Source organism: Kluyvera genomosp. 2 (assembly GCF_036759865.1).
Taxonomy (GTDB): Bacteria; Pseudomonadota; Gammaproteobacteria; order Enterobacterales; family Enterobacteriaceae; genus Kluyvera; species Kluyvera ascorbata_B.
This window is the reverse complement of sequence record NZ_JAPKIA010000004.1, coordinates 19851-34874: the sequence shown is the minus strand read 5'-3', so window position 1 is coordinate 34874 and position 15024 is coordinate 19851. Positions and strand designations below refer to the sequence as shown.

Sequence of the window (15024 nt, the reverse complement as noted above, 5' to 3'; positions counted from 1 at the left end):
TTTTTTAGCCGTCTGGATAGCTGTTGTTTTGAACAAAAAACGTGCTAAGCGCAAGGTGATTCTTAGGTGCAATAAGGATTAGTGTGTTTTTTGTACAGTTTTATTTCTGCGAAATGTGATGTAACAAACAGCGCGCGGCAAGGTGTTGATGTTTAGGTTTGTTAAAATTAATAAAGATTTCTTTACATGAGCAGTAAAAAAAAGGCCAGCGCGAACGGCTGGCCTTGAAGAGACGTCGGACTTTAGAAACTGGCGTTACGCGGCGTTCTTGGGAACGGAATTACATCGCGAACGTTCTGTACGCCGGTGACGTAGGCAATCAAGCGTTCGAAGCCCAGGCCAAAGCCGGAGTGCGGTACGGTGCCGTAACGACGCAGGTCACGGTACCACCAGTAGTCTTCTTTATTAAGGCCCATTTCGGCCATGCGCGCATCGAGCACGTCCAGACGCTCTTCACGCTGGGAGCCCCCGATGATTTCACCAATACCCGGAGCCAGAACGTCCATTGCGGCAACGGTTTTACCGTCTTCATTAAGACGCATATAGAAGGCTTTGATCTCTTTCGGGTAGTTTTTCACTACGACCGGCGCTTTGAAGTGTTCTTCGGCCAGGTAGCGCTCGTGCTCAGAGGAAAGGTCCACACCCCAGTAAACCGGGTTTTCGAACTGCTTGCCGCAGTTTTCCAGAATGGTTACCGCGTCGGTGTAGTCGACCTGCGCGAAATCGGCGGATACGAAACGCTGCAGACGATCGACCGCGTCTTTATCGACGCGTTCAGCGAAGAATTTCATGTCGTCGGCACGTTCTTCAAGCACGGCTTTGAAGACATACTTCAGCATGGCTTCCGCCAGACGGGCGTTATCTTCCAGATCGGCAAACGCCACTTCCGGTTCCAGCATCCAGAATTCCGCCAGGTGACGGCTGGTGTTGGAGTTTTCTGCACGGAAGGTCGGGCCGAAGGTGTAGATTTTTGACAGCGCACAGGCGTAGGTTTCGCCGTTCAACTGGCCGGAAACGGTCAGGAAGGCTTCTTTGCCGAAGAAATCTTTATCGTAATCGACTTTGCCCTGATCGTTACGCGGCAGGTTTTCCATGTCCAGCGTGGACACGCGGAACATTTCGCCAGCGCCTTCGGTATCGGAAGCGGTAATCAGCGGGGTGGAAACCCAGAAGAACCCCTGTTCGTCGAAGAAACGGTGCAGCGCCTGTGCCAGCGTGTGGCGAACGCGGGCAACCGCGCCAATCAGGTTGGTACGCGGACGCATATGCGCGACTTCACGCAGATACTCAATGCTGTGGCGTTTCGCCGCCATCGGGTAGGTGTCGGGATCTTCAACCCAACCGGTGACTTCTACGCTGGCAGCCTGAATTTCAAAGCTCTGGCCTTGACCCTGAGACGCGACCACTTTACCGGTGACAATCACCGAGCAGCCGGTGGTCAGGCGCAGGACTTCGTCATTGTAATTGGGCAGAGAATTATTAATAACGGCCTGTACAGGATCAAAGCAGGAACCGTCATAGACGGCGAGGAAGGAAAAGCCAGCTTTTGAATCTCGGCGGGTACGTACCCAGCCGCGCACGGTGACTTCGCTGTCAACGGCTACGCGGCCCTGGAGTACGTCGGCTACAGGCACAACGCTCATAATAGTCTCTCTATTCGTAGTCCAATAAAAAAATCGTTTACCCCGGAACGGCGGGGGATATCTATGTTACCTGTCATCTTCCGTCAGACAAGCAGAATTCGCATAGCGAGAGGGTGTTTTGAGAAATAAATAAGAAGAAGGGAGCCTTCAGGGCTCCCTTTGGTGATTAACTGGCCTTTTTGATCTGTGGGAGATCGAAGGCTTTGCGCAGCGCGCGAACAAATGCCTTATCGTGGCAGATGGTTTTGCCCGGGCTGTCGGAGAGTTTTGCTACCGGTTTGCCGTTACATTCGACCAGCTTGATGACAATGTTCAGCGGCTTCACCTGCGGGATATCGCAGGTCAGGCGAGTGCCGATGCCAAAGCTCAGGTTAATGCGCGAAGAGAAGTGACGGTAGAGCTCTACGGCCTTCGGCAGATCGAGGTTGTCGGAAAACACCAGCACTTTGCTCATCGGGTCTATGCCCAGCTTCTGATAGTGGTTGATGGCTTTTTCGCCCCATTCAACCGGATCACCGGAATCGTGACGCAGCCCCTGATAGCGCGTCGCAAACTCCCGGCCGAAGTCGCGCAGAAAGGCGTCCATCGTGATGCAGTCGGTGAGTGCGATGCCAAGCTGGTCGGGATACTCTTCCAGCCAGGCGGCCAGCGCGGCCCGCTGGCTGGTGGCCAGATCCGGACTAATTTGCTGATGTGCCTGGAACCACTCGTGCGCCTGGGTGCCCATAGGGGTTAGGTTCAGACGACGCGCCAGGTCATAGTTACTGGTGCCGGTAAACCACGGCTCCTGCTGCAGGCGGCTGACGATAGCCTCTTGTACTTCACGGGAGAAACGGCGGCGGGTACCGAAGTCCATCAGTTTGAAAGCGGACATATTCAGGTCAGCCGTCATTTGATTAAAGTCGGTAAGCTTATGTTCGAGCATTGCCAGCGCCTGCGGCACGCCGTTTTCCGGCGAACGATAGCGGTGCACCAGCTCGCTTATTACGGCGAGCAGCGGAACTTCCCACATAATCACTTCACGCCACGGCCCTTCCAGACGGATATTCAGCTTACCGTTATCGTTGATGACGGTAACCTGCTGCGGATCGTAGCGGAAGTCACGCAGCCAGCGGAGGTAGTCCTGCTTGAAGAAAGGCAGACCGGACAGCCAATGGTATTCATCATCACGCAGCGTGAGTGAACGCATGGCTTCGACTTGTTCGCGAATAGCGTCAGCATAAATGCCCAGCAGATCGTCCCCACGGCAGCGGAATTCAGCCGCGACGTTTACGTCGTAGTAGTGGTGGAAAACGGCCTGCTGCATATGCAGTTTGTAGGCATCTGTATCCAGCAGCGAATGCAGAACAGGAGAAGCGAATTGTGTCATGGTGCGCAGTAGCATCCTCTCACAGGAGCGTTTAGTACAATAAACAACAGGGGAGAATGGCTGGAGTATACCTTGTTTATCGATTTATTGAACCCCGATCACATCATAAGGCACGAAGCGCCACCTGTACGTTTTGTGCGGCATGTTGCGTAAATGTATCATTTTTCCCTATTTGACTGGAAAAGATGAAGATTCTGCGTAGCGCGTTTAACACAACAGGAATAGACTGAGGTGACATTTACAAAAGATGCTAAAGGTTTTTTATGACACAACAGCCCCAAGCCAAGTACCGCCACGACTACCGTGCGCCGGACTACCTGATTAGTGATATCGACCTGGCCTTTGACCTGGATGCCGCAAAAACCATCGTGACTGCGGAAAGCCAGGTTTCCCGTCATGCAGCGTCTGATGTGCCGCTGCGCCTGAATGGCGAAGACCTGACGCTGGTCTCCGTTCATGTTAACGGCGCGCCGTGGGCCGACTATAAAGAAGAAGATAATCAACTGGTGCTCTCCGGCCTGCCCGAGCGTTTCACCCTGAAGATTGTTAACGAGATAAGCCCGGCGGCGAATACCGCGCTGGAAGGGCTGTATCAGTCTGGCGAAGCGCTATGTACTCAGTGTGAAGCTGAAGGTTTCCGTCATATTACCTGGTATCTCGATCGCCCGGATGTGCTGGCGCGCTTTACCACCAAAATTACCGCCGATAAAAGCAAATATCCATTCCTGTTGTCCAACGGGAACCGCATTGCTGAAGGCGAGCTGGAAGACGGTCGTCACTGGGTTCAGTGGCAGGACCCATTCCCGAAACCATGTTATCTGTTTGCCCTGGTCGCGGGCGATTTTGACGTGCTGCGCGATACCTTCAAAACCCGTTCCGGGCGCGACGTTGCGCTGGAGCTGTTTGTCGATCGCGGCAACCTTGACCGTGCGCCGTGGGCGATGACCTCGCTGAAAAACTCCATGAAATGGGACGAAGAGCGCTTCGGCCTTGAGTACGACCTCGACATCTATATGATCGTCGCCGTCGACTTCTTTAATATGGGGGCAATGGAGAACAAAGGCCTGAACGTCTTTAACTCCAAGTATGTGCTGGCGCGTACCGATACCGCCACCGATAAAGATTACCTCGATATCGAACGCGTTATTGGCCACGAATATTTCCATAACTGGACCGGCAACCGCGTGACCTGCCGCGACTGGTTCCAACTGAGCCTGAAAGAAGGCCTGACCGTGTTCCGCGATCAGGAGTTCAGCTCGGATCTCGGCTCACGCGCCGTGAACCGCATCAGCAACGTGCGCACCATGCGCGGGCTGCAGTTTGCCGAAGACGCCAGCCCGATGGCGCACCCGATCCGCCCGGATAAAGTTATTGAAATGAATAACTTCTATACCCTGACGGTCTACGAGAAAGGGGCGGAGGTGATCCGCATGCTGCACACCCTGCTGGGCGAAGCAAACTTCCAGAAAGGCATGCAGCTCTATTTCGAGCGCCACGACGGCAGCGCCGCAACCTGTGATGATTTTGTTCAGGCGATGGAAGATGCCTCCAATATCGATCTCTCGCATTTCCGCCGCTGGTACAGCCAGGCCGGTACGCCGATTGTCAGCGTCCACGATGACTACAATCCGGAAACGGAGCAATACACCTTAACCATTCGTCAGCGCACGCCGGCAACCGCCGAGCAGGAAGAGAAGTTCCCGCTGCACATTCCGTTCGATATCGAACTGTACGATAACGAGGGGAAGGTGATCCCGCTGCAAAAAGACGGTCATCCGGTGCATCACGTGCTGAACGTCACTCAGGCAGAACAAACGTTTGTTTTTGATAATGTTTACTTCCAGCCGGTGCCATCGCTGCTGCGTGAGTTCTCCGCGCCGGTGAAGCTGGAGTATAAATGGAGCGATCAGCAGCTCACGTTCCTGATGCGTCATGCGCGTAACGATTTCTCCCGTTGGGATGCGGCGCAGAGCCTGCTGGCGACCTATATCAAACTCAACGTCGCGCGCCATCAGCAGGGCCAGCCGCTGTCGCTGCCGGTACACGTTGCCGATGCGTTCCGCGCGATTCTGCTTGATGAGCACATCGACCCGGCGCTGGCGGCTGAAATCCTGACGCTGCCATCAACGAGCGAAATTGCTGAGCTGTTCGAGATTATTGATCCTATCGCTATTGCTGCGGTGCGCGAAGCGCTGACCCGTACGCTGGCGACTGAACTGGCCGATGAATGTCTGGCGGTGTATAACGCCAACAAGCTCGACAGCTATCGCGTAGAGCATGCCGACATAGGCAAGCGTTCGCTGCGCAATACCTGCCTGCGCTATCTGGCATTTGGTGACCGTGAGCTTGGCGATAAGCTGGTGAGCGATCAGTACCATCATGCCGATAACATGACGGATGCGCTGGCGGCGTTGTCGGCGGCGGTGGCGGCAGAGCTGCCGTGTCGCGATGCCCTGATGCAGGAATATGATGATAAGTGGCATCACGACGGTCTGGTGATGGATAAATGGCTGATTTTGCAAGCGACCAGTCCGGCGGAAGATGTGCTGGCGACGGTGCGTAAGTTGTTGAACCATCGCTCATTCAGTATGAATAACCCGAACCGTATTCGCTCTCTGATAGGTGCTTTTGCCGGTAGCAACCCGGCGGCGTTCCATGCACAGGACGGTAGCGGCTACCAGTTCCTGGTGGAAATGCTCACCATACTGAACAGCAAAAACCCGCAGGTGGCTTCACGTCTGATTGAGCCGCTGATCCGCCTGAAACGCTATGATGCCAAACGCCAGGCGCTGATGCGTGCGGCGCTGGAGCAGCTGAAAGGGCTGGAAAATCTGTCCGGCGATCTGTTCGAGAAGATTACGAAAGCGCTAGCGTAATCGTTGCCCCGGAAGGCGTTAACCTCCCGGGGGTTCTTCACGCAATAAATGAAAAACGCCGCGGGTATTTGCCTGCGGCGTTTTTTTTATCAAACATGGGCAGCCTGTCGCGCGGTATTTAAAGCGGGGACCTGAATGTCCCGCCGGTGCAGCGCCTGCCAGAATGTCTCCAGCGCGTTGTCCAGCCGCGTGTGCAGGTTCGGGCTGAACTGCGGCTTGTGCTGATAATCGGTCACCTGGCTGTCGTCGGCGAATACGCCCTGCAGAATCTCCTGTGCTTTCAGCGCGTTGAGCACCGGTTTGAGGGCGTAATCGACCGCCAGCATATGCGCCACGGTGCCGCCGGTGGCCAGCGGCAGCACGATTTTTCCTTCCAGCGCGCGCTCTGGCAGCAGATCGAGCAGAGCCTTTAACGCGCCGGCAAATGAGGCTTTATACACCGGCGTGGCGATAATAAGCCCATCCGCATGGCTCAACTGTTCGGTTAAGGTTTGCAGCGCCGGGCTGTCAAAACGAGCGTGGAAGAGATCTTCCGGCGCAAAATTCTGCAGATGCCAGTGAAACACTTCGACGTCGGCCGCTGACAGCTTCTCGCGGGCGTATTCCAGCAGCGCGCTGGAGCGAGAAGGAAAGCGGGGACTGCCAGCTAAAGTAATGACGCGCATAATCTCTCCTTATAACTAAAAATAAACATAAAGTTAAAGTTGATAACATTTGTGCCAGTGTCTCAAAGCCGTTCTGGCGCGCGAAATACTTTTTCCGGCGTAGGATTACCGGAAAATGCATATGCGCTGAGCGCGATAAAGGAGGAGAGGAAAACGATTGCGCTTTTTTTGCCATAGGTCAATTCCCTTTCGAAGCAAGATCGCACATAATACGCCCCCGGTTTGCACACCGGGAATCCAGGAGAGTTCATGTACTATCCCTTCGTTCGTAAAGCACTTTTCCAGCTCGATCCAGAGCGCGCTCATGAATTAACGTTCCAACAATTACGCCGTGTCACCGGTACGCCGCTGGAAGCGCTCGTGCGCCAGAAAGTACCGGAAAAACCGGTCACCTGCATGGGGCTGACGTTTAAAAACCCTCTCGGTCTGGCCGCCGGTCTGGATAAAGACGGTGAATGTATAGATGCCTTAGGGGCCATGGGATTTGGTTCGATCGAAATTGGCACCGTTACGCCGCGCGCGCAGCCGGGTAACGATAAACCGCGCCTGTTCCGCCTGGTGGATGCGGAAGGGCTGATCAACCGCATGGGCTTCAATAACCATGGTGTAGATAACCTGGTTGAGAACGTTAAAAAGGCGCATTTCGACGGTATTCTGGGGATTAATATTGGCAAAAATAAAGACACCCCTGTCGAGCACGGCAAAGATGACTATCTGATTTGTATGGAAAAAATCTACGCCTATGCCGGTTATATTGCGATTAATATTTCATCGCCAAATACCCCGGGATTACGCACGCTGCAATATGGTGAGGCGCTGGACGATCTGCTTTCTGGTATTAAAAATAAACAATCAGAGCTTCAGCAAAAGCACCATAAATATGTTCCTGTGGCAGTGAAGATCGCGCCGGATCTTTCTCACGAGGAGTTGATCCAGGTGGCCGATAGTTTGCTTCGCCATAATATCGATGGGGTAATTGCCACCAATACGACATTGGATCGTTCGCTGGTTCAGGGGATGAAACACTGTGATGAAACCGGTGGTTTGAGCGGTCGTCCATTACAATTAAAAAGTACCGAAATTATTCGTATGCTGTCGGCTGAATTAAAAGGTCAGCTGCCTATTATTGGCGTCGGTGGTATCGATTCGGTGATGGCGGCGCGCGAAAAGATGGCGGCTGGCGCAACGCTGGTACAGATTTATTCCGGCTTTATTTTTAAAGGCCCACCGCTGATTAAAGAAATCGTCACCCACATCTAGTCTTTTTCTTCGTAATGTGATCCAGGGCTTTATTTCCAGCCCTGGTTGCTTTATATTTCCCTATTGTTGCTTATTTAGACATATTAGTCTTTTATTATTTAGGGCGACAATAACGGAATGGAAGAACAGACAGCGCAATGGATGCAAAAATGATGGGGGAAACACATGCGAATTAAACCTGATGATAACTGGCGCTGGTATTATGATGAAGAGCACGATCGTATGATGCTCGATTTAGCCAACGGCATGTTGTTCCGCTCGCGTTTTGCTCGTCGCATGTTAACGCCCGATGCTTTTGCTCCTACCGGTTTTTGCGTCGATGACGCTGCACTGTATTTCTCTTTTGAAGAAAAATGCCGCGACCTGCTGCTGTCGAAAGAACACCGCGCTGAACTTATTCTTAACGCGCTGGTGGCGATCCGCTTCCTGAAGCCGCAAATGCCGAAAAGCTGGCACTTCCGCGCCCATCAAGATGCCTGGACGCCGGTCACCGGCGATGCGGCTCGCGTCTGGCTGAGCGATGACGACAGCCAGGTGAACCTGCTGGTGGTTGAGCCGGGTGAGAACGCCGCGCTGTGTCTGCTGGCCCAGCCGGGTCTGGTTCTGGCCGGGCGCACAATGCAGCTTGGCGACCCGATCAAAGTGATGAATGACAGGCTGCAACCGCAGCCTGGGCTCGACGGTTACAGCCTGGAACAGGCGGTTTAACTTTTTAGCTTCAGCGCCGTTTTAGGTATGCAGCTGCAGCTCAGTATGGTGCCGTCGGCCGCGACCGCGCTTTTCTTAAGCGGGCTGACTTCCCCTTCAACCAGCGTCACGCGGCAGCTACCGCACAGGCCAGCGCGGCAGGAGTAGGGGATGCGAATACCCTGCTGCTCGAGCTGCTCCAGCAATACCTGCTGATTATTGCCGCTGAAGGTGTTTCCCTCCCAGTCAATATCGACCAACGCATTTTGCTGCGCCTGCGGCGCCACGGCTTCGTCGCTCTGCGCGGCGGTATAGACTTTGCCCGGCCCGGTCGCGAGAATATCCACCTCATCACCCACGCGTACAACGCCGCTATTGCGGGCAATCAGATTCTGGCCAAAATCGACGTCGCCGCTGGTCGGATCGGTACGAAACGTCTGCAGAGTATTTAACGGTTCCCCGGCGGGATGCTTTTGCCCCTTCTCCGGGCTGATGGTTGTAAAAATACATCGGCTGCACGGCTTAACGACGTCAAACACGACGTCGCCGATGCGAATCGTTTTCCACGTATCTTCTACCCATGGGGCTACGCCGGTGACCACCAGGTTAGGGCGAAACTGCTCCATCCTTACGCTGGCCGGGCAACGCTGCTGTAGGTCGCGCAGAGAGGCTTCGTTGACCAGCAGGAAAGGGAAACCGTCGGCAAACGACAGCGGCACGGCATCATGGCGTTTGACGCGGCGCGTGAGGTCGGCACCGAGCCAGCGCAGCTGGACGTCGCGTTTAAAGAACGGAGAAAGCCACTGATTAATGGTATCCGGCGCGATACGCGAGGTAAAATGATTGCCCCAGACTTCGGTCGGCGAAGGCTGGCCGATGAAATCGGCAAAGCGCACCAGCGCGCTGCTGCCGTCGGGCGCGGTGAGGTGTAAACCGTCGTGCAGGACCGCGGGGGTAAAGCGAACCATCGCCGGAAACTGGCGGGCGGTAATAAAAGTGCCGTCGGGTTCGGTGATCATAAAAATGCGGTCAAATGCTAATCCGCTAATATCAGCAAAGGCGTGCGTGAGGCCAATGCCCCGCATCGATTTCACCGGATGTATAAAAAGTCGCGATAACGTGGCCACAACGCTGTCCCTGAGTCGAAAATAAGCCTTTAACTTTATGACATGGGGCGCAGATTGGCTATAATGCGCAACAATTTTCTGCGAGTAAAAGTGACGATATGAATTCTCTGTTTGCCAGTACGGCCCGTGGGCTGGAAGAGCTGTTAAAAACTGAACTGGAAGGCCTGGGCGCCCAAGAGTGCCAGATTGCCCAGGGCGGCGTCCATTTCCAGGGCGACACGCAGCTTCTGTACAAAAGCCTGATGTGGAGCCGCCTGGCGTCGCGCATTATGATGCCGCTGGGAGAATGTAGCGTCTGGAGCGATCTCGATCTTTACCTGGGCGTGCAGGCCATTGACTGGACGTCTATCTTTACCCCCGATGCCACCTTTGCGGTGAGCTTCGGCGGCCTGAACGATAGCATTCGTAACAGCCAGTACGGCGCGTTGAAGGTGAAAGATGCGATTGTCGATGCCTTTACGCGTAAGAATCTGCCGCGTCCGAACGTCGATCGTGACAATCCGGATCTGCGCATTAACGTCCGTTTGAATAAAGAGACCGCTTATATTTCGCTTGATCTGAGCGGTGAAGGTCTGCACCTGCGCGGCTACCGCGATCGTACCGGTATGGCGCCGATCAAAGAGAATCTGGCGGCCGCTATCGTCATGCGTTCCGGCTGGGTGCCGGGGACGCCGCTGCTCGATCCGATGTGTGGTTCCGGTACGCTGCTTATCGAAGCGGCAATGTGGGCTACCGACCGCGCGCCGGGGCTACATCGTGGTCACTGGGGCTTCAACGGTTGGGCACAGCACGATGATGCGGTCTGGAAAGAGGTAAAAGCTGACGCTCAGACCCGCGCTCGTGCCGGTCTGGCGGCCTATGAATCCCGTTTCTTTGGTTCTGACGTTGACAGCCGTGTGGTTGAGCTGGCGCGCAGCAACGCCCGTCGCGCCGGAATTGGCGAGCTTATCACCTTTGAAGTGAAAGACGTGGCGCAGCTGACCAACCCGCTGCCGAAAGGCCCTTACGGTACCGTTATCAGCAACCCGCCATACGGCGAACGTCTGGAAAGCGAACCGGCATTGATTGCGATGCACAGCCTGCTGGGCCGCAATATGAAAAACCACTTTGGCGGCTGGAACCTGTCGCTGTTTAGCGCCTCTCCGGAGCTGTTAAGCTGCCTGCAGCTGCGCGCTGAGCGTCAGTTTAAAGCCAAAAACGGCCCGCTGGACTGCGTACAGAAAAACTACCATCTGACCGAAACCACCGGTGAGAAGCCCGCTTCTCTGGCAGAAGATTACGCCAACCGTCTGCGTAAAAATCTGAAGAAATATGAAAAGTGGGCAAAACAGGAAGGAATTGAATGCTACCGCTTGTACGACGCTGACCTGCCGGAATACAACGTGGCCGTTGACCGCTACGCCGACTGGGTGGTGGTGCAGGAATACGCGCCGCCGAAAACCGTTGATGCCAATAAAGCGCGTCAGCGTCTGTTCGACATTATTGCCGCCACTATCGCCGTATTGGGCATCGCGCCAAACAAGCTGGTGCTGAAAACCCGAGAGCGTCAGAAAGGTAAAAATCAGTACCAGAAGATGAACGAGAAGGGCGACTTTATGCAGGTGAGCGAATACAACGCGCGCCTGTGGGTCAACCTGACCGACTACCTGGATACCGGCCTGTTCCTCGACCACCGCATCGCTCGCCGCATGCTGGGTGAAATGAGCAAGGGCAAGGATTTCCTCAATCTGTTCTCGTACACCGGCAGCGCCAGCGTGCACGCAGGTCTGGGCGGCGCACGCTCCACGACCACCGTGGATATGTCGCGTACCTACCTGGAGTGGGCGGAGCGCAACCTGCGCCTGAACGGCCTGACCGGCCGCGCGCATCGCCTGATGCAGGCAGACGTGCTGGCATGGCTGCGCGATACTGACGAACAGTTCGACGTTATCTTTATCGATCCGCCGACCTTCTCCAACTCCAAACGCATGGACGATGCGTTTGACGTTCAGCGCGACCACCTGCGTCTGATGAAGGATCTGAAGCGTCTGCTGCGCAAAGGCGGCACCATCATGTTCTCCAACAACAAACGCGGTTTCCGTATGGATCACGACGGCCTGGCAGAACTGGGACTGAAAGCACAAGATATTACCCAAAAAACACAGTCACAGGATTTCGCTCGTAACCGTCAGATCCACAACTGCTGGCTGATTACCGCAGCCTGAAAGGAATAAAGAATGTCATTAATTAGTATGCATGGCGCCTGGCTGTCGTTCAGCGATGCGCCGCTTCTCGATAATGCCGAACTGCATATTGAGGATAACGAGCGCGTCTGTCTGGTCGGCCGTAACGGCGCGGGCAAATCAACGCTGATGAAGATCCTCAACCGTGAACAGGGCCTGGACGATGGACGCATTGTCTACGAGCAGGATCTGGTCGTCGCGCGTCTGCAGCAGGATCCGCCGCGCAACGTGCAGGGCAGCGTGTATGATTTCGTCGCCGAGGGTATTGAAGAACAGGCGATATACCTCAAACGCTATCACGATATCTCGCATCTGGTGATGAGCGATCCGAGCGATAAAAACCTGCAGGAGCTGGCAAAGGTTCAGGAACAGCTGGATCACCACGGCCTGTGGCAGCTTGAAAACCGTATCAACGAAGTGCTGGCGCAGCTTGGGCTGGAGCCGGATATGGAGCTGGCCTCGCTCTCCGGCGGCTGGCTGCGTAAAGCGGCGCTGGGCCGTGCGCTGGTCAGCGCGCCCCGCGTACTGCTGCTCGATGAACCGACTAACCACCTGGATATCGAAACCATCGACTGGCTGGAAGGTTTCCTGAAAACCTTCAAAGGTACGATTATCTTTATCTCGCACGACCGTTCGTTTATTCGCAATATGGCGACCCGTATTGTCGATCTCGATCGTGGCAAGCTGGTGACGTATCCGGGCAACTACGATCAGTATCTGATCGAGAAAGAAGAGGCGCTGCGCGTAGAAGAGCTGCAAAACGCCGAGTTCGACCGCAAGCTGGCGCAGGAAGAAGTGTGGATTCGCCAGGGCATTAAAGCGCGCCGTACCCGTAATGAAGGCCGCGTCCGCGCGCTGAAAGCGATGCGTAACGAACGCAGTGCCCGTCGTGAAGTGATGGGCAGTGCGAAAATGCAGGTTGAAGAGGCCTCGCGCTCCGGCAAAATTGTCTTTGAAATGGAAGACGTCAACTACCAGGTTGACGGCAAGGTGCTGGTGAAAGACTTCTCCGCGCAGGTACAGCGCGGTGACAAAATTGCGCTGATCGGGGCCAACGGCTGCGGTAAAACCACGCTGCTGAAGCTGATGCTTGGCCAGCTGCAGGCCGATAGCGGTCGCATTCACGTCGGTACCAAACTGGAAGTCGCCTATTTTGATCAACACCGCGCTGAACTGGATCCGGATCGGACGGTGATGGATAACCTGGCGGAAGGCAAGCAGGAAGTCATGGTCAACGGCAAGCCGCGTCACGTGTTGGGCTACCTGCAGGACTTCCTGTTCCACCCGAAACGGGCAATGACGCCGGTGCGCGCGCTGTCCGGTGGGGAACGTAACCGTCTGCTGCTGGCGCGTCTGTTCCTGAAGCCAAGTAACCTGTTGATTCTCGATGAACCCACCAACGACCTCGATGTTGAAACGCTTGAACTGCTGGAAGAGTTAATTGACGGCTATCAGGGTACCGTGCTGCTGGTGAGCCACGACCGTCAGTTTGTCGACAACACCGTCACCGAATGCTGGATCTTCGAAGGCGAAGGGCGCATCGGTCAGTATGTTGGCGGCTATCATGATGCGCGCGGTCAGCAGTCGCAGTCATTGGCGCAAAAACAGGCAGTAGCGAAAAAAACGACGGAAGTTGTTCAGCCAAAAGCAGAAACTGTCAAACGCGGCAGTAACAAACTAAGCTATAACCTGCAGCGCGAGCTGGAACAGCTGCCGCAAAAACTGGAGTCGCTGGAAGCCGAACTCGAGGTGTTACAGGCGCAGGTAGCGGATGCGGCGTTCTTTAGTCAGCCACACGACCATACCCAAAAGGTGCTGGCCGACCTGTCCCAGGCAGAGCAGGCGCTGGAAGAGGCGTTTGAACGTTGGGAATATCTGGAAGCGTTGAAAAACGGCGCCTGATTGAGGAATTTTCATGTGCGATCAACATCATGCTGCGCAGCATATTCTCTGCTCACAGTGCGACATGCTGGTGGCGTTGCCGCACCTTGAGCACCGACATAAGGCCGCGTGCCCGCGCTGCGGCACAACGCTGACCACCGCGTGGGACGAGCCGAGACGCCGTCCCACGGCCTATGTGCTGGTGGCGCTGTTTATGCTGCTGCTGGCCAACCTGTTCCCGTTTATCAGCATGAACGTGGCGGGGGTTAACAGCCAGATTGAACTGCTGGAAATTCCCGGAGTCATGTTTTCCGAAGACTACGCCAGCCTGGGCACTTTCTTCCTGCTGTTTGTCCAGCTAGTGCCGGCGTTTTGTCTTGTCACTATTCTTCTGCTGGTAAACCGTGTGCGTATGCCGCATCGGCTGAAGGCTTTCCTGGCACGTATTCTGTTCACGCTGAAAACCTGGGGAATGGCGGAAATCTTCCTTGCCGGGGTGCTGGTGAGCTTCGTGAAGCTGATGGCCTATGGCGATATTGGCGTGGGCAGCAGTTTCCTGCCCTGGTGTCTGTTCTGCCTGCTTCAGTTGCGTACGTTCCAGTGCGTCGACCGCCGCTGGCTGTGGGATGATATTGCGCCCATGCCGCCGCTGAAGCAGACGCTGCAACCTGGCGTCACCGGTATTCGCCAGGGGCTGCGTTCGTGTGCGTGCTGCACGGCGATTTTACCTGCCGACCAGCTCGAGTGCCCGCGCTGTCACAGTAAAGGCCACGTGCGCCGTAAGAACAGCCTGCAGTGGACCATGGCGCTGCTGGTGACCTCGATTATGTTGTATCTCCCGGCCAATATTCTGCCGATTATGATTACCGATTTGCTCGGCGACAAAATGCCATCGACGATCATTGCGGGGGTCATTTTGCTGTGGAGCGAAGGGTCATATCCGGTAGCGATGGTGATTTTCCTGGCCAGTATCATGGTGCCGACGCTGAAGATGATTGCCATTGCCTGGCTGTGTCTGGATGCCAACGGCATGAAGCGACGCCATCGCGACAGCGAGCGGATGCATCTGATTTATGAAGTGGTCGAGTTCGTGGGCCGCTGGTCGATGATTGACGTGTTCGTGATCGCCGTACTCTCTGCGCTGGTGCGCATTGGGGGATTAATGAATATTTACCCGGCAATCGGTGCGCTGATGTTTGCGCTGGTTGTCATAATGACCATGTTCTCGGCAATGACGTTTGATCCGCGTTTATCGTGGGATCGGGAACCTGAATCAAGCCATGAGGAGTCGTAA

General features: G+C 55.1%; 10 protein-coding genes. 6 read left to right on the top strand and 4 right to left on the bottom strand.

The genetic code is table 11. The annotated features are described in order from the left end of the window. Positions 1 to 242: 242 nt before the first annotated feature. Together asnS and pncB are read right to left on the bottom strand one after the other, a co-directional pair. Complete coding sequence (gene asnS, locus V6942_RS05000) at positions 243 to 1643, bottom strand: asparagine--tRNA ligase (RefSeq protein WP_106928804.1); 1401 nt, start codon at positions 1641 to 1643, stop codon at positions 243 to 245. A 166-nt stretch (positions 1644 to 1809) separates the two neighbouring features. Further along, the gene (gene pncB, locus V6942_RS04995) at positions 1810 to 3012 is read right to left on the bottom strand and encodes a nicotinate phosphoribosyltransferase (protein ID WP_333500872.1); all 1203 of its coding nucleotides are present in this window, start codon (positions 3010 to 3012) and stop codon (positions 1810 to 1812) included. A 263-nt stretch (positions 3013 to 3275) separates the two neighbouring features. On the opposite strand from pncB, the gene pepN reads away from it, so the two are divergent. Then, positions 3276 to 5888, top strand: a complete 2613-nt coding sequence (gene pepN / locus V6942_RS04990) for an aminopeptidase N (protein ID WP_182929175.1) — start codon at positions 3276 to 3278, stop codon at positions 5886 to 5888. 89 nt (positions 5889 to 5977) lie between these two features. Here the strand turns inward: pepN and ssuE are convergent, their stop codons facing one another. Then, on the bottom strand, positions 5978 to 6553 hold the full coding sequence (ssuE, locus tag V6942_RS04985) for an NADPH-dependent FMN reductase (RefSeq protein ID WP_106928798.1): 576 nt from the start codon (positions 6551 to 6553) through the stop codon (positions 5978 to 5980). Between the two features lie 249 nt (positions 6554 to 6802). Between ssuE and pyrD the strand changes: the two genes are divergently transcribed. Together pyrD and zapC are read left to right on the top strand one after the other, a co-directional pair. Further along, positions 6803 to 7813 carry a quinone-dependent dihydroorotate dehydrogenase gene (pyrD, locus tag V6942_RS04980; RefSeq protein ID WP_106928796.1) on the top strand — a complete coding sequence of 337 codons (1011 nt, stop codon included), beginning with the start codon at positions 6803 to 6805 and terminating at the stop codon, positions 7811 to 7813. A gap of 165 nt (positions 7814 to 7978) precedes the next feature. After that, entirely contained in the window at positions 7979 to 8521 is a 543-nt protein-coding gene (gene zapC, locus V6942_RS04975) for a cell division protein ZapC (RefSeq protein ID WP_106928794.1), read from the top strand. On the opposite strand, the gene V6942_RS04970 is transcribed toward zapC, so the two are convergent. Then, complete coding sequence (locus V6942_RS04970) at positions 8518 to 9627, bottom strand: YcbX family protein (protein WP_333500871.1); 1110 nt, start codon at positions 9625 to 9627, stop codon at positions 8518 to 8520. The two genes, zapC and V6942_RS04970, sit on opposite strands and share 4 nt — an antisense overlap. A 98-nt stretch (positions 9628 to 9725) precedes the next feature. On the opposite strand from V6942_RS04970, the gene rlmKL reads away from it, so the two are divergent. Genes rlmKL through pqiA form a run of 3 tightly spaced genes read left to right on the top strand, consistent with a single transcriptional unit; the run spans position 9726 to position 15024 of the window. Further along, entirely contained in the window at positions 9726 to 11831 is a 2106-nt protein-coding gene (gene rlmKL / locus V6942_RS04965) for a bifunctional 23S rRNA (guanine(2069)-N(7))-methyltransferase RlmK/23S rRNA (guanine(2445)-N(2))-methyltransferase RlmL (protein ID WP_106928790.1), read from the top strand. 12 nt (positions 11832 to 11843) lie between these two features. After that, the gene (locus tag V6942_RS04960; RefSeq protein WP_106928788.1) at positions 11844 to 13751 is read left to right on the top strand and encodes an ABC transporter ATP-binding protein; all 1908 of its coding nucleotides are present in this window, start codon (positions 11844 to 11846) and stop codon (positions 13749 to 13751) included. A gap of 13 nt (positions 13752 to 13764) precedes the next feature. After that, positions 13765 to 15024: a membrane integrity-associated transporter subunit PqiA gene (pqiA, locus tag V6942_RS04955; RefSeq protein WP_106928787.1), complete on the top strand. Its 1260-nt coding sequence runs from the start codon at positions 13765 to 13767 to the stop codon at positions 15022 to 15024.